The sequence below is a fragment of the Hyalangium minutum genome, from assembly GCF_000737315.1.
Lineage (GTDB): Bacteria > Myxococcota > Myxococcia > Myxococcales > Myxococcaceae > Hyalangium > Hyalangium minutum.
Genome location: NZ_JMCB01000001.1, coordinates 629,199 through 647,374, shown reverse-complemented (window position 1 = coordinate 647,374; position 18,176 = coordinate 629,199). Strand labels below are relative to the sequence as shown.

9 protein-coding genes and 2 pseudogenes are annotated in these 18,176 nt (G+C 65.6%); 5 read left to right on the top strand and 6 right to left on the bottom strand.

Annotated features, from left to right (window positions below; translation table 11 throughout):
* The first annotated feature begins 108 nt into the window (after positions 1-108).
* The 4 genes from DB31_RS02345 (at position 109) to DB31_RS44435 (ending at position 9,485) form a co-directional block, all read left to right on the top strand.
* Complete coding sequence (locus DB31_RS02345) at positions 109-1,626, top strand: GMC family oxidoreductase (protein WP_044181298.1); 1,518 nt, start codon at positions 109-111, stop codon at positions 1,624-1,626.
* 552 nt (positions 1,627-2,178) lie between these two features.
* The gene (locus DB31_RS49550) at positions 2,179-2,670 is read left to right on the top strand and encodes a hypothetical protein (protein WP_044181296.1); all 492 of its coding nucleotides are present in this window, start codon (positions 2,179-2,181) and stop codon (positions 2,668-2,670) included.
* Positions 2,671-2,774: 104 nt separating this feature from the next.
* The gene (locus DB31_RS44440; protein ID WP_169787002.1) at positions 2,775-8,279 is read left to right on the top strand and encodes an Ig-like domain-containing protein; all 5,505 of its coding nucleotides are present in this window, start codon (positions 2,775-2,777) and stop codon (positions 8,277-8,279) included.
* 138 nt (positions 8,280-8,417) lie between these two features.
* On the top strand, positions 8,418-9,485 hold the full coding sequence (locus tag DB31_RS44435; RefSeq protein ID WP_157231756.1) for a hypothetical protein: 1,068 nt from the start codon (positions 8,418-8,420) through the stop codon (positions 9,483-9,485).
* A gap of 285 nt (positions 9,486-9,770) precedes the next feature.
* Here DB31_RS44435 and DB31_RS02320 read toward each other — a convergent pair whose 3' ends face one another.
* Positions 9,771-10,901 carry a serine/threonine protein kinase gene (locus tag DB31_RS02320; protein WP_044181294.1) on the bottom strand — a complete coding sequence of 377 codons (1,131 nt, stop codon included), beginning with the start codon at positions 10,899-10,901 and terminating at the stop codon, positions 9,771-9,773.
* A gap of 204 nt (positions 10,902-11,105) precedes the next feature.
* Between DB31_RS02320 and DB31_RS02315 the strand changes: the two are divergent.
* Positions 11,106-12,394, top strand: a pseudogene (locus DB31_RS02315) (IS701 family transposase); the annotation flags it as partial.
* Between the two features lie 288 nt (positions 12,395-12,682).
* Here DB31_RS02315 and DB31_RS02310 read toward each other — a convergent pair.
* From DB31_RS02310 to DB31_RS02290, 5 genes and pseudogenes are all read right to left on the bottom strand, one after another.
* Positions 12,683-14,461, bottom strand: coding sequence for a serine/threonine protein kinase (locus DB31_RS02310; protein WP_044181292.1), 1,779 nt, complete (start codon positions 14,459-14,461; stop codon positions 12,683-12,685).
* On the bottom strand, positions 14,458-15,324 hold the full coding sequence (locus tag DB31_RS02305) for a DUF2381 family protein (RefSeq protein ID WP_044181289.1): 867 nt from the start codon (positions 15,322-15,324) through the stop codon (positions 14,458-14,460). The genes DB31_RS02310 and DB31_RS02305 overlap by 4 nt, the downstream gene beginning before the upstream one ends.
* A 70-nt stretch (positions 15,325-15,394) precedes the next feature.
* Entirely contained in the window at positions 15,395-16,153 is a 759-nt protein-coding gene (locus DB31_RS02300) for a DUF5953 family protein (RefSeq protein WP_044181284.1), read from the bottom strand.
* 1 nt (position 16,154) lies between these two features.
* On the bottom strand, positions 16,155-17,057 hold the full coding sequence (locus tag DB31_RS02295; protein ID WP_044181283.1) for a DUF6310 domain-containing protein: 903 nt from the start codon (positions 17,055-17,057) through the stop codon (positions 16,155-16,157).
* A 203-nt stretch (positions 17,058-17,260) separates the two neighbouring features.
* A pseudogene (locus DB31_RS02290) lies at positions 17,261-18,058 on the bottom strand (phage major capsid protein); the annotation flags it as partial.
* Between the last annotated feature and the right edge of the window lie 118 nt (positions 18,059-18,176).

Sequence of the window (18,176 nt, the reverse complement as noted above, 5' to 3'; positions counted from 1 at the left end):
CGTGCGGAATGTACGGCAGGGCGATGCACCCTCCTAAGAAACGCCCAGGAAAAAGGGGGAGGGCCTTCATTTTTCCGATGCTCAGACTCACTCGCCCCAGGAGCGCCCATGAATCCACTCAAAGGGACCTTCGACTACATCGTCCTCGGGGCTGGCTCCGCCGGCTGCGTGCTGGCAGCCATGCTCGCGGAGAAGCTCCCGGATGCCCGGATCCTCTTGCTGGAAGCCGGCCATGACATCCCCCCGAAGGACGCAACCGTCTGGGATCCCACCCGCTGGCTGCTGGTCTCTCGTGATCCCCAGCGGGAATGGGGCTACCGCTCGGTCGCCCAGGCCGGGCTCAATGGCCGCACCATCCGGCTCGCCCGGGCCAAGGCGCTGGGCGGTTGCAGCATCCACAATGCGATGGTGTACGTGCGCGGTGGCAGGTATGGCTTTGACCAGTGGGCCCAGGCGGGCTGTGAGGGCTGGGACTATGAGAGCCTGCTGCCTTCCTTCCACCGCGTCGAGCAGCGGCTCCACATCACCCATGCCAAGGCGGATCCCTTTGTCATGGAGTTGATAGGCGCTTGCAACCACCTGGGCATTCCCTACAACCTCGACTACAACGCCTCCCCTCACGCGTTCGGTGTCTCCCCATTCCAGTTTCTCATCAGCCAGCAGGGGAGGCGGGAAACAGCCTTCAGCCACTTCTTGGGTGCCAGGAAGCCCCGCCGCCTGAAGATCGCGAGCGGCGTCCGCTTCGATCGCATCCTCTTCGACCCCGAGCGGCGGGCGGTGGCCGTGGTGGCGACCGACCTGCGCACTCAGCGACAAGTCGAACTTCCCGCCAGGCGGGAGATCCTGCTCTGTGCGGGTGCCATTGGCAGCCCCCACCTCTTGCTGCTCTCCGGGGTGGGCCCGGAGGATCAGCTCCGCGACATGGGGATCCCCGTGGTGTCAGCGCTCCCCGGGGTCGGCGAGAACTTTCAAGATGACCTCTTCGTCACGGGCGGTTTCGCGAGCAAGAAACCCCTGCCGCCTCAGCCTTACGGCCTCATAGGCGCGGTGATCTTCACCTCCACGGATCCTTCCACGCTCCCTCACCTTACGGACGTGGAGTGCTCTCTGGCCAGCGGCACCATGAAGGGGATGGATCTGCCTCCCGACAAGCAGCAGAGCTACTTCATCTACCCCAATCTCCAGCTCCTGAAGAGCCGCGGTACCATCAGGCTCTCGAGCTCCAACCCTACCGAGCCCCCCCTCATCGATCCGCGCTACCTCACGGCCCCCGAGGATCTCCAGCGTTGCATCCACGGCGTCAAGCTGGCCCGCCGCATGGGCCACCACCCCAACATGGCTTCCTGGTTCTCTCAGGAGCTCTTGCCGGGACCTGAAGTGCAAACGGATGCCGAGCTCGAAGCCTACGTCCGCCAGACGGCGGACACCTGCTATCACTACGCAGGCACCTGCAAGATGGGGGTGGATGATCAATCCGTGGTGACGCCTCGCCTCAATGTCCTCGGCACCCAGGGCTTGCGCGTCATCGACGCCTCCATCATCCCCACCACGGTCTCCGGCAACACGGCTGCCGCCACCATGATGATCGCGGCCAAGGGCGCTGAGCTCGTGAGTCAACGGGAGTGAAACGTCAGTCACCCGAGTCGCTGCACATTTCAGAGACACCGTCCGCAGTCGAGTAGCGCGTGAGTGCCTCGCGGACGCAAGCAGAGAACTTCTGCCAACTCGATGCATGCTGGAAGGCATTGCTGCCGGCAGATTTCGAGCGCGCCCTCGACATCGGCGTCGGCGAGTGCCGTGGGGCCAACGAGCAGGGCTGCGAGGAGGACAAGGCCATGGGAGCGGCGGCATGAGCGGGAGTCAGTCACGGTCAGCTCCTTCAGTGTCTGGGGAGGGAGGACGGTGAAGGAGCGGCTTGATTCAATCCCCTCAGCTCATCAGGGCTCTGACCCTGGCGTCGCGATGCGTCAGCCTCGCTGCGCCCGACGCTCGGCGAGCATCAGAAGATTGCTGGGCTTCTTGGGATGGAGGCGGCGGGAATCGAACCCGCAGGGCCCAGGAGCACGTTGATTTTCTGAATCGTTCTCCGCCTCGTCGGCTCACTTCCATGTGAGGGGAGCTGCTCAGCCCTCGAAGCGTGACTCGCGGTCCAAGGACCGCCCCACAAGGGAGAATGCCGTGAAAGCCCACAAACTGCTGTTCCTGGTGCTTACTGCCGCCGCCACGGCGGCCAGCGCGGGAGCCCGGGCCAATTACGACGTGAGCGTGTACCTGGCCAATCCCAACTATGGTTTCGCGGGAGGGACCATCGCTGCGGCGCAGAACTCGGCGGACACGAAGCAGTCCATCGTCTGCAACATCACGGTGAACGCCATCAACACCGCCTCCCCTTCACGGACCCTCACGTGCCAGGCCGTTGACGCCTTGAACAACATGGGATGGTGCACCCTGAGCAATCCTCCGCAGTCGGTGGTGGATTTGATCACCTCGCTCAACGACACGAGCTACCTGGGATTCCAGTGGAACAAGTCCAACTCGGTGTGCACGCAGCTCTATGTGGAGCGCAACTCGATGCAAGTCCCGCGTGGGGCGACCACCATGAGCACCACCTCCACCCGGACGGCCGCTCCCGCAGTGCCTCCCATGGCGGATGCCCTGGAGCAGAAGTAGGAGGAGAAGACGCCGCGAGGAGACTGGGCCGAGCAGACGGGATTGGCATGGACAAGCAGGGGCCGTTCGTGCAGCTTGGCTGTCCGATTCCAGCAGGGGGGAACATGCTTCGAACCTTCGTTTCACTCATGGCGGCCGCGCTCGTCCTCGTCCTTGGCTCGTGCAGTCCCTCCTCGGAGCGTTCCCCGGGTGAGGCCACGGCCCATCGTCAGTCCTCGCGGCTGGTCGCAGCGGGTTGGGAGATGCCGGCCTCTCTGTCCTCTGCCAGGAGCGGTCACACCACCACGCTGCTGCCCTCGGGCAAGGTGCTCGTTGCGGGCGGGGACGGCTCCAGCGGCCCCCAGGCCCACGCCGAGTTGTATGACCCGGTCACCAACGCGTGGGGCTCGACCGGCTCGCTCGCTCAGGCCCGCAAGAACCACACCGCGACGCTGCTGCCCTCGGGCAAGGTGCTCATCGTGGGAGGCGAGGGCCCCAACGGCGCGCTCACCAGCGCCGAGCTCTATGATGCAGCCACTGGCTCCTGGGCCACCATCGGCTCTCTCGTGGAGGCCCGTGGGAGCCACACGGCGACGCTGCTGGCCTCGGGCCAGGTGCTCGTCGTGGGGGGGGTTGGCGCCAGCAGTGCCCTGAACAGCGCCGAACTCTATGACCCGGTCACCGGCTCCTGGTCCGTTACCGGCTCGCTCACCCAGGCCCGCTCCGACGCCACGGCGGCATTGCTGGCCTCGGGCCAGGTGCTCGTGACGGGCGGCGCTGGCCCCAACGGAGCCCTGGCCAGCGCCGAGCTGTATGATCCGGCCACCAGCGCCTGGTCTGCCACCGGCGCGCTCGCTCAGGCCCGCTCCGGCGCTACGGCCACGCTGCTGCCGTCGGGCAAGGTGTTCGTAGCGGGCGGCGTTGGCCCCAACGGAGCCCTGGCCCGCACCGAGCTGTATGATCCGGTCACCGGTTCCTGGGCTGACGCTGTCTCGCTCGCTCAGGCCCGCTTCCATGCCACGGCGACATTGCTGCCCTCGGGCAGGGTGCTCGTGGCGGGCGGTGCTGACTCCAGTGGTGCCCTCACCAGCGCCGAGCTGTATGACCCGTCCTCCGGCTACTGGGCTTCCTCCGTTTCGCTCTTCCAAGCCCGTGCCCTCCACACGGCGACGCTGCTGCCTTCGGGCAAGGTGCTGGTGGTGGGAGGCACTGGCACCAGCGGGGCTCTGGCCAGCGCGGAGCTGTACAACCCGGCCGCCGGCTCTGGGACGAGCACGTTGGTTCCTGGGAGTTACAACGGCAAGAAGGCGGCGCTGCTGCCCTCGGGCAAGGTGCTCGTCCTCGGGGGGTATGGGTATTACAGCATCAACTCCAAGCTGTATGACCCAGCCAACGGCAGCTGGACAGACACCGGTCCATTCACTCCGGCTCGGGACGACTACACGATGACGCTGCTGCCTTCGGGCCAGGTGCTCGTCGTGGGGGGGAGGAACGACTCCGGCTACACGACCAGCGCCAAGCTGTATGACCCAGCCACCCATCGCTGGGCCGACACCGGCTCACTCGCTCAGGCGCGGGCCTACCACACGGCGACGCTGCTGCCGTCGGGCACGGTGCTCATCGCGGGTGGAGTCAACAACAGCGGCAACCTGAACAGCGTCGAGCTGTATGACCCGGTGACCGGTACCTGGGCCAACACCGGCTCGCTCGCTCAGGCCCGGAGCAAGCATGCGGCGGCGTTGCTGCCCTCGGGCAAGGTGCTCGTCGTCTGTGGCCAGGGTGCGTCTTCCTCCGGCTACCTGAGCAGCGCCGAGGTGTACGATCCGGGCTCGGGCTCATGGACTGTCACGGGCTCACTGGCTCTGCCTCGGTTTCTCGCCACGGCGACGCTGCTGCCCTCGGGCAAGGTGCTCGTCGCGGGTGGATATAACGGCGGCACAAGGGTCGAGGTGTACGATCCGGCCACCGGCTCCTGGACGGACATCGCTCCGCTCCGTAAGGACCGCTTCGGCAACAGGGCGACGCTGCTGCCCTCGGGCAAGGTGCTCGTGGTGGGCGGGTACAGTCCCTCGCCTGAACCGATCCATGAAGTGTATGACCCGGCCACCGGTTCCTGGACGGACACCGCCTCGCTCTCTCAAGGCCGATCCTTCGCCATGGTCACGCTGCTGCCCTCGGGCCAGGTGCTCGTGATGGGGGGGGACCAGGACACCGTAGAGCTGTACGACGACACGGGCTCCAACCCTCTGTGGCGGCCTGGCATTGTCAGTGTCTCCGCGAGCGCTCCGCTCATCCCTGGCGCTTCCTTCACCGTGAATGGCTCGCTGTTGCGTGGCATCTCGGAAGCCAGTGGTGGCAGTAGCCGCTCCTCTGCCTCCGACTTCCCCTTCCTGACGTTGCTGGACATTGAAAGAGGCACGCTGGCCGTGCTGCCCTCGCAGGGGTTCTCGAGCACGCACGTCACCTCCACCGTGCCCCCAACGCCCCCAGGGCAGTACCTGTTGTCCGTCACCGTCAACGGCCTGACCTCCGCCAAGGTGATCGAGATCGCCGCAGCGCCGGACACCGTACCGCCCACGGTGACGCTCACCGCGCCTGGAGAGGGCGCGACGCTGAGGGGGATCGTAACGCTCACCGCGACCGCCCTGGACAACGTCGCCGTCACCCGAGTCGAGTTCTACGACGGGGCCACGCTGCTGGGGACCGACACCGCCGCACCCTTCAGCTTCTCCTGGGATGCGAGAACCGCGGGCAATGGCGCCCATTCGCTCACCGTGAAGGCCTATGACGCCGGCGGGCAGTCCGCCACTTCGCCCGGGGTGAACGTGACGGTGGACAATGATCTAATCGCTCCCACCGTGTCGATCTCCGCCCCAGCCGCGGGGGCGGCTGTGACGGGCACCCTCACGGTCACCGCGATGGCCACGGACGACCAGGGCGTGGCCCGCGTCGAGCTCTACGAGGGCAGCACGCTGCTGGCCACGGGCACCACCTCGCCGTACGCCTACAGCTGGAACACGCGCACAGGCCCCAACGGTGACCGCACGCTCACCGCGAAGGCGTATGACGCCGGGGGCAACGTGGCCACTGCCCAGGTGACGGTGACGGCCAACAACGACTTCACGCCGCCCACGGTGACGCTCACCGCGCCAACCGAGGGCGCGACCCTGAGCGGCACCGTCCTCTTGACGGCCACGGCCAGTGACACCTCGGGGATCTCCCAGGTGGAGTTCTTCCTCGGCCCCATCCTGGTGGGGACCGACTCCACAGCCCCGTACTCCTTCAGCTACAACACCCGGGGCCGGCTCAATGGGGCCTGGAGCCTCACGGCCAAGGCGTATGACACCCTGAACAACGTGGGCACTTCCGCAGCGGTGAATGTGACCCTCGACAATGACTACACGCCGCCCACGGTGATGCTCACCGCTCCGGGACAGGGTGCGACGCTGACCGGCACCGTCGTCCTCACGGCCACGGCCAGCGACCCCTCGGGGATCTCCCGGATGGATTTCTTCGTCGGCTCCACTCAGGTGGGCTCTGCCACCACGGCGCCGTACTCCTTCAGCTACGACACCCGGCTCCTGCCCAATGGGGCCAAGACCCTCACGGCGAAGGCCTATGACACCCTGTTCAACCTGGGCACCTCCGCCACGGTGAACGTGACCTTCGACAATGACCTCACGCCGCCCACGGTGACGCTCACCGCGCCGCGCCAGGGCGCAACCGTGTCTGGGAACCTCGTCTTCACCGCCACGGCCAGCGACACCTCGGGGATCTCCAAGGTGGATTTCTTCGTCGACACCTTCCAGGTGGGCACTGCCACCACGGCGCCGTACTCCTTTGGCTACAACACCCGGAACCTGCCCAATGGGGCCAAGACCCTCACGGCGAAGGCCTATGACACCCTGAACAACGTGGGCACCTCCGCTGCGGTGAGTGTGACCTTCAACAATGACCTCACGCCGCCCACGGCGACGCTCACCGCGCCTGTGGAGGGCGCGACGCTGAAGGGGACCGTGACGCTCTCCGCGACAGCCACCGACAACGTGGCCGTCACCCGAGTCGAGTTCTACGACGGGGCCACGCTGCTGGGGACCGACACCGCCTCGCCCTACAGCTTCTCCTGGGCCACGAGAACCGCGGGCAATGGCGCCCATTCGCTCACCGTGAAGGCCTATGACGCCCTGGGGCAGTCCTCCACCTCGCCTGGGGTGAACGTGACGGTGGACAACGATCTGATCGCGCCCACCGTGTCGATCTCCGCTCCCGTGGAGGGGGCCACCGTGACGGGCACCCTCACGGTCACCGCGACGGCCACAGACAACCTGGGAGTCACCCGCGTCGATTTCTACGAGGGCAGCACGTTGCTGGGCACCGACACCTCCTCGCCGTACGCCTACAACTGGAACACGCGTGCAGGCGCCAACGGTGATCGCACGCTCACCGCGAAGGCGTATGACGCCGGGGGCAACGTGGGCACCGCCGAGGTCCGGGTGAACGCCGACAACGACTTCACGCCGCCCACGGTGACGCTCACCGCGCCGGCCGAGGGCGCTCCCCTGAAAGGCACCGTCGTCTTCACGGCCACGGCCAGCGATAACCTGGCTGTGACCCGGGTGCTCTTCTTCATTGGCACCACGCAGGTGGGCTCCGACACCACGGCGCCATACTCCTTCAGCTACAACACCCGGCTTCTGCCCAACGGGGCCAAGGTGCTCACGGCCACGGCGTATGACGCCGTCAACAACATGGGCACCTCCGCACCGGTGAACGTGACCTTCGAGAACGACTTCACGCCGCCCACGGTGACACTCACCGCGCCGGCCGAGGGCGAGACGCTGAGCGGCACCGCCGTCCTCACGGCGACGGCCAGCGATCCTGCGGGGATCGCCCGGGTGGACTTCTTCGTCGGCACCACGGCGGTGGGCTCCGACGCCACGGCGCCGTACTCCTTCAGCTACAACACCCGGCTCCTGCCCAATGGGGCCAAGGTCCTCACGGCCAAGGCGTATGACACGCTGAACAACCTGGGGACCTCGGCGCCGGTGAATGCGACCTTCGAGAATGACTTCACGCCGCCCACGGTGACACTCACCGCGCCGGCCGAGGGCGAGACGCTGACCGGTACCGTCGTCTTCACGGCCACGGCCAGCGATGCAGCGGGGATCTCCAAGGTGGTCTACTTCGCCGGCACCACGCAGGTGGGCACTGCCACCACGGCGCCGTACTCCTTCAGCTACAACACCCGGCTCCTGGTCAATGGCAGCAAGGTCCTCACGGCCAAGGCGTACGACACCCTGAACAACATCGGGACCTCGGCTCCCGTGAATGTGATCTTCGACAACGATCTCACGCCGCCCACGACGTCCATCACCTCGCCGGCCAGCGGCTCCACGGTCACCGGGGTGGTGCAGATTGACGCCATCGCGAGTGATGACCGGGGGACCATCACCAAGGTGGAGTTCTACCAGGGCTCGCTGTTGCTGGGCTCCGTCACCACGGCGCCGTACACCTGGTCCTGGGACACGACGAAGGTGTCCATCGGCAACACCACGCTGAGGTCTCGGGCGTATGATGGAGCCGGCAACTCGGTCTACAGCACGGCCGTCACCGTGACGGTGACGCGCTAGCCCGCCGTACGCTGCAGAGGTGCACCGAGCGTGGCGCTTCCGCGGTGCTGGAGGACGCTGGGAGTCAACGGATTGTCAGTGCTGTCGGGTATGACGGTGAGTGCAGGCTTTCCTGCATTCCCCATCCCAGGAGCCGTGATGACCCGTATTCGAATGGCGTGCCTGCTCGCGGTGTTCCCGCTGGCGGTCCAGGCCTCTCCGAGCAGTGCCATCTCTCTGCTGTCGACCGACTCCTTCGCGTACTCCGCGACCCAGACCGGCAGCGCCCAGCACAACACGACCCAGAGGACCTTCGCGATGACGGCGGGACAGACGCTCACCGTGGGCACGTGTGGCCTGGCGGGCACAGCGTTCTCGGGTGACACGTACCTGCGCCTGTTCGGGCCGGACACCCTCCAGGTGGTCGAGAGTGACGATGCCTGCGGGGGGCGCGGCTCCAAGATCGTCTTCACCGCGCCCACGGCCGGCGACTACGAGCTCCGCGCCGGCTGCTTCTCCAATGAGAGCTGCACCGGCACGGTGGTGTGGGAGCTCGTCGTCGGCGCGCCGCCCCCTTCTGCAAGAGGGACGTTCCCCTTCAGCACGGGCAACACCCAGAACGCCTGGAGGTATACGGTGAACGAGCAGGTCACCGTCCCCGCGGGCGAGACAATCACCGTGGGCACCTGCGGGGTGTCGGGGAGCAGCGTCTCCGGTGACTCCTTCCTGCGCCTCTACACCTCCGGGGGTATCGAGGTGGCGTTCAACAACGAGGCCAACGATTGCTCGGGCTCGAAGCTGAGCTACATGAGCCTGGCGACGGACACGTACTGGATCGCTGCCGGCTGCTACGCCAACCTCTTCTGCAGCGGCACGGTCGCGTGGGAGCGCGGTGGCGATTTCCCTCCGACGAGCGGCACCTACGCCTTCGCCACGAGCACCACGGACAACGCGCAGATCCACACCGTGAACCAGGATGTCTACATCGCCGCCGGCAGGACGATCACCTTGGGGACCTGCGGGTTGGCCGGAAGCAACATCGTCGGTGACTCCTACCTGCGGCTCTACGATTCCTCGGGCAATGAGGTGGCGGCCAATGACGACGCCTGCAACGGCTACGGCTCGAACCTGAGCTATACCCCCACAATCTCAGGCAGGTATCAGATCCGCGCCGGCTGCTACCGCGACGATAGCTGCAGCGGCACGGTGGCCTGGGACGCCCCGTAGTCCGCGAGTCCGAAGAGGAGCGCCTGCTCGCTCCGATTGGCTGAGTTTCTCGGATGGATGCGGCGGGAATCGAACCCGCGCCGGGCGGTGCGAAACCTCTCGCAGAATCGCGCCCTTATCTCGGAACCGCCCGGAATGATCTGGAGTCGTTATCCCGCCGCGTCCCATGTCGTCCCGCCCCGTTCCAACCCGTTCCGCACTCTCACGCAACACTGACGCAACATGGGCGGGGGCTCCTACGCCCCGACCGGCCCCCAGGGCAGTGGGGACCGGCACCGGGGGCGCTCAGGCCGTCGTGATGCTGTCCGAACCCTTCAAGCCCCAGTCGACCATGACCGCGCCTGTCTCCCTCTTCAGCTCTTTCAGCTCGGCCGCAGCCTTTTCCTTACCGAATTGGCCCCCGAGCCATCGGTGCAGGTCCGTCTCCAACTCCCCTGCGGTCTGGTAGCGCGCGGTGGGTGAGCGCTGAAGCAGCTTGCGAAGGGGGACGCGCAGCGTATCGGGCAGGCCCTCCGTGACCGCTTCGAGGTCTTCCTGCGTGTAGGTCGCCGCACGCCAGATCGTCTGCTCGATCGCGGGTTCACACCCGGCCAGCCGAGCGCGCTTGATCGCGCGCTTCACGCGGGCGAACTGCCTCTTCGAGAGTGCCGACTTTGCCGCGTCGGAGACCCCCATATCGGTATCGAGCAGGTTCCGCCCCGTGGACATTTCGAGCATGACGAGTCCGAGCGAGAAGAGATCCGAGCGTGCATCCACCTTGCCGCCGAGAAGCATCTCGGGCGAAGCGAAGTAGGTATCCCCTTGCGGTCGGCGCACGGTGGAGGCGACGCGGCCCGGCAGGGTGGCGAGCGCGAGCCCGAAGTCGGAAACCTGAACCTGCCCCTCCCAATCCATGAAGATGTGACTCAGGTCGATTGCCCGGTGGACAATCCCCAGCGAGTGTCCCTGTGCGCCTTTGGTCGCGTGCGCGTACTGCAACACGTCCGCCACCCGCGCGCCGACGTAGAGCGTGAAGAAGGGCGAGAACCAGCGGTCGAGTTCGGTCGCGAGTCCCATCAGGTCATCGAGATCCTGCCCCGCCGGATGGTCGGTGACCACGTACCAAGCCGATGCGGTCTTGTGCAGGCCGTGGGTGCGAACAATGCCCGGGTGCCGCAGGTACGCTGAAAGCCGCACCTGCTCTTCGAGCTTCGCCCGCGCCTTGAAGACCCGCATCGCCTGCTCAGCGCCGATCGGATTGCCGACCGCCTTGAGCAGCACCTTCCCTTGCGCGTACCCATTGACGCGTCGCCGCGCCAGAAAGAGGCTCAGCCCGTGATGTGCCTCGCCCAAGTCTTTGCGGAACTCGTAAGACACCCCATTTTCGGCGGAGAACAGAATCGCCCCCTGCGGAAGCGTGAACTCGATCGCTGCCATGCTCGATCCTCCTACTCGCATGGGCACCATGCCAACGCGAGACGGGCTCATGTTACCCAGTGGATGGGGGTGAGTGGAACGCCCCGCTAGGTAGGTGATCGTCCGGCCCCAAAGCGGCCGATTTCGACCACCTACCTGCTACGTCACCTAGTACTACTGTGTCATAAACGTTAGGCTTTGCCGACTCCGGAGGGACTGCGAGCCATGTCGGTACGAGCGAGCACGCCTGAAGAGAGGTTCGAGGGGTACCTCCAACGTCTGGGAGCTGTTATCGGGCACGTGGATCGGCTGGCGCCACTGCGCGGCTACCTGACGGGGCTGCTGCTCTCCGGCGAGCGCAAGAGCGTGGAGCCGATGGCGGCGAAGTTGGATCCGACGCACGTCCGAGCGCGGCACCAGTCGCTGCACCACTTCGTCGCCGTGTCCTCATGGGACGAGAGAGCGATGCTGGCTGTGGCCCGGGACTATGCCCTCGAGCAGTTGGAGAGGCACGGCCCAGTGGAAGCGTGGGTAGTGGACGATACGGGCATGCCCAATAAGGGGACCCACTCGGTCGGGGTGGCGCGGCAGTACTGTGGCCCTCTGGGCAAGCAGGATAACTGCCAGGTGGTGGTGACGCTGTCGCTGTGCAACAGCCTGAGAGTGCCCAGCGCGTACCGCCTCTACCTGCCGGAGTCCTGGGCTGAGAATGCTGCTCGCCGTAGGGCAGCAGGCATCCCGAGGCAGGTGCACATCCACTCCAAGTGGGAGATCGCCCTCGGGCAGGTGGATGCACTGCTGACGGAGCAACTGCCCCTGGCTCCCGTGGTGGCCGATGCGGGCTACGGAGATGTCACAGCCTTTCGCGAGGCGCTCACCGAACGCGGCCTCTCCTACGCTGTCGGCATCGCCTCCTCGACTTCAGTCTGGACCCCATCCCAGCAACCATTATCGCCCAAGCCCTACAGCGGCATGGGACGCCCGCCCAAGAGGCTGCGGCGCCATCCCGGACATGAGCCCGTGTCCGTCAAGGACTTGGCCCTGAGACTGCCCGCCAAGCAGTGGCAGAACGTGCACTGGCGAGAGGGGACCAAGGGGACTATGCACTCGCGCTTCGCCCGCCTGCGTGTACGTGCGGCCCACCGCGACTATGGCCGCTCAGAGCCGCGCGCTGTCGAGTGGCTCCTGGTGGAGTGGCCCAAGGGGGAGAAGGAACCCACCAAGTACTGGCTATCCACGGTCCCGGAGGCCACTGCCATGGAGGAACTCATCTACCTGGTGAAGATTCGGTGGCGCATCGAGCGCGACTACCAGGAACTGAAGGACGAGCTGGGCCTGGATCATTACGAGGGCCGGGGGTGGCGGGGCTTTCACCATCACGGAGTGCTCTGCATCGCCGCCTACGCGTTCCTCGCCGCCGAGCGTGCTCGGCTTCCCCCCCGGCACCTGTTGCCTTCTTGCGCCCCGCTCCAATACCCGCGGATTTCCAGGTGCGGGGTGCTGCCCCTGCGCCCCGAGCGCCACAACCCGGCGTCCATCACCACCCAGAGGATCCGTCAGGCACGCATGCTGCTGCTACGACTCCCCTGCTGCCCGTGGTGCGGGGGCGTCCCCGGCACCGGCAAAGCCTAACGTTTATGACACAGTAGTACTAGTGGAGTGTCCGCGAAGTCTTTGGACATAGTCGTTGAGGGCCGACGCCGCCACCGAGGCCCGATGCCCAGGGCACGCCTTGACGGATCAACCCCGTAATGACCCGCGACTATGTTCCGAACTTGTAAGACGCTCCACTAGCCGGGGTCTCAGGGTCGCCAGTAACGCTCGATGAATCCTGCCGTACCGTTCGCGGTCTTCGCGTTGCCGTCCTTTAGCTCAAGGGCGCCCACGTCGACGACGAAGCACACGGGAACCTCGTCCTGTCGTGGCAGTTTCACGCGCTCGTACTTCACAACGACCCGACCCGGTCTGCCGGATGCCGTCTTCTCGGGCCACACGTAGACCTTCCCTCCGAGGAACTGCGTTCCTGGGGGAGCGAGTTTGGCCTGCGATGGCGTCACACCTTTAGGAACGATCCCTACAACCGTGTCGCCCGGGCGCAACCAAATGTCCGCGTCCTCGTCATGTCGGTCGTCCAGCACAAGGCTAAACTGCTCTCGGCCCGTCCAGTGCAACTCTTCCATCGCACGCTGCGAACCCTCCGGGCAGGTGAACGCATCAGGCTTGACTGGAACGCCGGTGCATCCGGCCGCGAGGGAGCAAACGATCGGCACGACTTTGCGCATGTCCGAGCCGGAAGAGGTCTTCTGGCGGCGTGCTTCTTTCGGGTCTTCGGGTGGGGGTGTCTTCACGGTTGAACCTTCCTCCGATACGGGGGCGGGTGTTGGCACTGTGCCCACCATAGGCGCGGGGGCGAGGGGTGACATATCAGGGGCGGCTGTCGGGGGCGTCGGGCTCGTGGCGACGATGGGCTCGGCGACTGACTCAGGCGTTTGGGGACGGAACCAAAGGGCTACGGCAACGCCGAGCACGACGGCAGCGATCGCGCTCGCCGCGAGCACATTCCCCGAGCGACGGACGACGGCACCCACTCTGCCGCCCAACGCACGTAGCTTGCCCCATCGGCCCGCGTGCTGCTCGACCGGCTCGCTGACGTTAGGCTGCTCGGGCCGACGCTGCTCTGAGGGGAGATGCGCGAGCGCTTGGTAGTCGGCTCCCGGATGCGCCTCCAACTCGGCCAACTCGCGGTGAAGCGCATCGGTATCAACAGGGCGGCTCGCGGGATCGCGGGACAGCATGCTTTCGACGAGGTCGCTGAGCGCTTCAGGCACGCGGGGGTTTCGAGCCCGGGGCGGCGGGGGCGGATCGAACGGGCTGTTGAGAGTCTCGCGCGGGCGCTCTTCGGTCGGTCGCGGGTCCGTTAGCAGCTCGTAGATCATCGCGCCGACGGCGAAGATCTCGTCGGCCACCTGGAAGGCATACTTCGCCCTGTGCTCTTCCCTGTGCTCGCGCAGGTATTTGAACTGCTCAGGCGCACGGAAGCGATCGGTTCCGGGCGGAAGGCCGCTCTCGGTCAGATCCGCCGCTTGCTCGTATGTCGCACAGCCAAAGTCGATGATGATCGGCTCGCCGTCGCTCTTCCGGATCAGGACGTTCACGAGCTTCAAATCCCGGTGAAGGATGCCCCGGCTGTGCATGTAGGCTAGAGCGGCGGCGATCTTCACAAAGACGCGCAGGATTTCGTGAAAGGTGGGGTGCTTGCGCTCTTTCCACTCGTCGAGCGTCCAGCCGTCCACATACTCAAGAGCGAGGTAGAAATTGCCTGCCTCCGCGTACCCATGGCCGCAAAGCGCGACGATGTTCGGATGATCCAGCATCGAAAGAACCGTCAATTCGCGCTTCGCGCGAGCGTGTGTCTGCTTTTCGTCCCCGCTGGCCTGGCGGTGCCGCGCCACCTTGAGCGCGCAACGCTTCCCGTTCTTTTCCGCGAGATAGACGACTGCAAAGCCACCGTTGCCGAGTTCCTTCAACACGTGCCAGCCATCAATGAAAAGGCCGGACGGCAGCCTGAGAAGAGTCCTCATCGCTTGCCCTCCAGAGCGGCGGTCGGAAGTGTCACTCGTGGAATCACAACGCTTCGGCCATCTACCCCGCGCACCTCCAACGTAAAGACAAGTCCTGCGCTCGGAGGCAGCGTGTCTACCACCACGAGCACCCGCGCACGTTCCCCCGGAGCGATCTCTCCCTTCGGTGCCGCCACAAGCCGCGCCCGCAGTGTGACTCCCCCCTTGCCCGTCAACGTCGCATCGCGAGGCGTCCACGGTGGCAGACCGGGCAGGTTGCGAATCGTCACATCCATCAGCACCCAACCATGACCGCGATAGGACACGCCCGGTTGAGACTTGAGCCCTTGCGCCTCATCTGGGGCGCCGTCGAACGTAGTTGTGGGCACGCCGGATGCGTCCACGTAGCCCAGCAAGACGAAGTCCTCCGGTCGAGGCTCAGCGCGCTGCGTTTCGGCCGGACAAGCCGCGTTCGGCGGCTCGGGCCGCTTCACGTCGATCCGCGTGTCCACTTCGGCGGGGTCCATGACGAGCACGAACGCGGCCCGTGCTGGCGCCCCGCCGTCCGCGAAGAAAACCTCGAGTTCTTGCTGCTCGTCGGCCCGGTAGTCGGGAGCAGCCTGCACGATGATTGAGCGCGCCCCCGTGTCCACCACCCGGATTCGCGACTGCTCTACCGTGATGGTCTTCTTCTGGATGTCGGCGGGAAAGAGCAGGACCGTGGGCACGTCAGGCGCGACGTGGATCTCGGGTAGTGGCTCGGCAGGGTTGACGGTGACGGCGACGGGCCGATCTCGCTTCGTGCGGCTCGGCGCGGCTTCGGCTCGCGTGGCAGCCCCCAGCAAGAGAGCGAGCAGAAGGGCCAATCTGACGGGTACGATCAAAGGTGGGTGACCTCCTGGATTCGCACCCTACCATCGCAAGCGCCCGCGCAGCGCGCCCCGAGCCGAGCGGTCACGGAGAGTCGCGCCCGCCGATCACCGGGAAGCGCTCGTAGGCCCGTTTGAGCGCGTCCAGGTGGGCGGGGTCGTCGAGGTCGAGCGGAGCATCGGTGAGCTGCACGACCCACCCGCCCGACGGCGTGCGATGCGCTCGCATGAGCAGCTCGGCGTCGCGGGCCGGGTCCGGGAACCCGATGGCCATCGCGGCAGCGGCAGACCAATAGTTCAGCCACCCGAGATAATGCGGGATCTCTTGCGCGGGGATGTTCCGTGGGAGCTTGAGCGCAGGCAGCCCCCGTGGCGGTTCTGTCCGTCCATACATTTTCGGGCCAAGCTGGTCTGCAATGTCTCGCATTACTCCCTCGGGCGATGTATGCCCCCAGAACGCGCGAGAACTGTCTCCTATAGCCTCTAACACATCCACAGCCGCTGCGATGCCGCCTGCGTCCAGTGGGAGCCTCCCATAGACTTGCAGGTGCGGTGGGCCTTCTGCGGCAAGGCCGTTTGGGTTCTCCCAGCCGGTTAGTGTCACAACGCGATTGTCATCGTCATTGCAAAGAAAGGGAAATCCGCCGTCTATCCTGTTGGTTGCAACCCACTCATCACGGTGGGGCAATGCGATGAGCTTTTCCTTTTCCGACATCGTCCACCCAAGGCGAACGTCGGGCAGGGCTCGCTCCATTCCATGGACAATGGCGAGAGGGCGCTTGTCGTCGTCTGCGAGCGCAGGCGCGTAGACGTTCAGGGTGAGGGATGCTTGCAAGGCTGCCATTTCAGCACCAATTCATGACGACAACAGTGAGGGTCGGGTCTAGCTTAAACAACACGTCTTTGTGAGCTTGGCTCCGTACGCCAATGGCAAAGTTATACCCACACTCTTCAGCGAGTCTCTTCTCACGCTGAAGCTCTGGCAGCTTCACCCTGGCAAGAAAGTCCTGAGACCGAGGCGAGTGGATGTCAAAATTGTCGGTCTTAACATCCCATAGCGTCCGCGTAACAAGCACTAGCGCGTCGAATTGTTTGCCATTAACAAGCACATCCCATCCGGGGAAGTTGTTCTGCGGAATGAGGTCGGCGCAGTCGTTGTGCGGGTCATTGCCGCCCGCGTGCGGAACCGGAACGGGCCTGCTTTCCGGGCGCTCGGTGGGATCGGATGGTATGGGCGGGAGCACATCCGGCCCCAAGCCCTTCGGCTTCGGCTCTTTCTGCGCCACGGGTTCCTTCGCGGGCCGTGTCTGAGTCTTGGGCTTCGCGCGCTCGCGGGATGCGTTCCGCTGATAAGCATCAATCCCCTCTTGGATGGCGGCTGCCGCCACTACCGCGCCAACAACAATCACTGCACCGACGACGATCTCGGGCGCGGCAAAGATACAGAGGGCGACGACTGCGGGAGCCGCTGCATCTGCTTGGGCGACGGCGCATTTCTTTGTCACATCCCGAAACCTCATCCTGTCGCGCTCTAGAGCGTAAAAGCATCTCTCCGCCAGGATAGGCCATTCGTTGGAGGCTTCGCGCACGACGCACTGCCCACCATCCGTCCAGGGGTACAGCGCCGCACGCTGAAGATTGGCGAGTCTCGGGCTCGGGGCCTCAAACTCTCCCGGGCTCGGATCCATCGTTGTGCAGGCTGAGAGCAGGAGCAGGAGCAGGGGGGCGCTACAAGTTCGGCGAGGCATGGCTGCGTCCTTTCAATCAAGCGGGGGGCCGTGGGTCAAGGCTCGCCCGCCTGGAGTGACAGGACGCTCAGACATCGGGGGCGCGTCTATCATCGGCGGTACACCTTTCCGATCCAGATGGACGCGCCCCCGACGAGCGGCACTGCTCGGGAACAGGTCTTCCGCATGCACTGTGCGAGTTGCCCCGGTGACAGGCTGGCGGGTCAGTAGGTGATCGAGCTGAACGCCTTCGGCTGGCGCAGCTTGAAGTCGCCCTTCACGATCGCGCGGATGGTCGTCTCGTCGTACTCGGCGCGGGTGTTGTGCTCGGAGAGGATCAGATCCTCGTCGATCCCGTAGAGGTACTGACGCCAGTCGGCCGAGAACGTGATCCGCGTCACCGGGACGCGTGTCGTCATCACGAAGGGGAAGCCGCGGATCGTCCCCTTGTCGAGCATCTCCTGACGGAAGATGAAGATGCCGGTGTCCTTGAGCTGCATCAGCGCCGTCGCGCGGGTCGGGTGGATCACCCATGCCGCAGTGCCCATCCGCACGTGCGCGGTCAGCGGCAGCTCGATCGCCTTGTCGATGTCGGCGAGGTAGGCGTCGGCGGTCGTGCCCGTGCTCGCGAAGACCTAAGCGGCGTCGAGCTGCACGAAGAGCCCCTTCGGCGCGGCGCCCGTACCGTCACCATTAAAGCCTGCGTCGTCGAGACCATCAGCCACGGTGGCGCGGATGTCCTCGCCGACTCCCGCGTCGCCGACTCCAGGCGTGCGCAGGAGGTCGTTGCTGATGTCGGTCAGCACCATGCCCTTGTGCGCCTTGAGCACGATCTTCCCGTACTTCGGCGCGCTCTTCGGGACTGTCTCCCCCTCGCCGACCCACTTGAAGACCGAAGTCCCCGTCTGCATGCCCATGTGCAACTCGCCCTTGAACGGTTGGGTTCGCACGCCGAACTTCAGCAGGGCCGCGTCGGGCCGCAGGAACTCGATCACTTCGCCGCTCTGCTGGATGGGCTGAAGTCAGGGCGGCGACGGGGCACGGCGAACAAATACCGAGGACTCCCCAGTTCGGCCCGCTCCTCCTCTATGAGGACATCCTGGGCAAGGGCGCGCTCTGATCATCGAGGTGACCCCGGAG

Excerpts from the sequence above, each read along its gene's own strand:
- DB31_RS02310 (WP_044181292.1), bottom strand. The coding sequence starts at position 14,461 with ATGAGGACTCTTCTCAGGCTGCCGTCCGGCCTTTTCATTGATGGCTGG.
- DB31_RS44440 (WP_169787002.1), top strand. The coding sequence starts at position 2,775 with ATGCTTCGAACCTTCGTTTCACTCATGGCGGCCGCGCTCGTCCTCGTC.
- DB31_RS44435 (WP_157231756.1), top strand. The coding sequence starts at position 8,418 with ATGACCCGTATTCGAATGGCGTGCCTGCTCGCGGTGTTCCCGCTGGCG.
- DB31_RS02300 (WP_044181284.1), bottom strand. The coding sequence starts at position 16,153 with ATGGCAGCCTTGCAAGCATCCCTCACCCTGAACGTCTACGCGCCTGCG.
- DB31_RS02320 (WP_044181294.1), bottom strand. The coding sequence starts at position 10,901 with ATGGCAGCGATCGAGTTCACGCTTCCGCAGGGGGCGATTCTGTTCTCC.
- DB31_RS02295 (WP_044181283.1), bottom strand. The coding sequence starts at position 17,057 with ATGCCTCGCCGAACTTGTAGCGCCCCCCTGCTCCTGCTCCTGCTCTCA.
- DB31_RS02345 (WP_044181298.1), top strand. The coding sequence starts at position 109 with ATGAATCCACTCAAAGGGACCTTCGACTACATCGTCCTCGGGGCTGGC.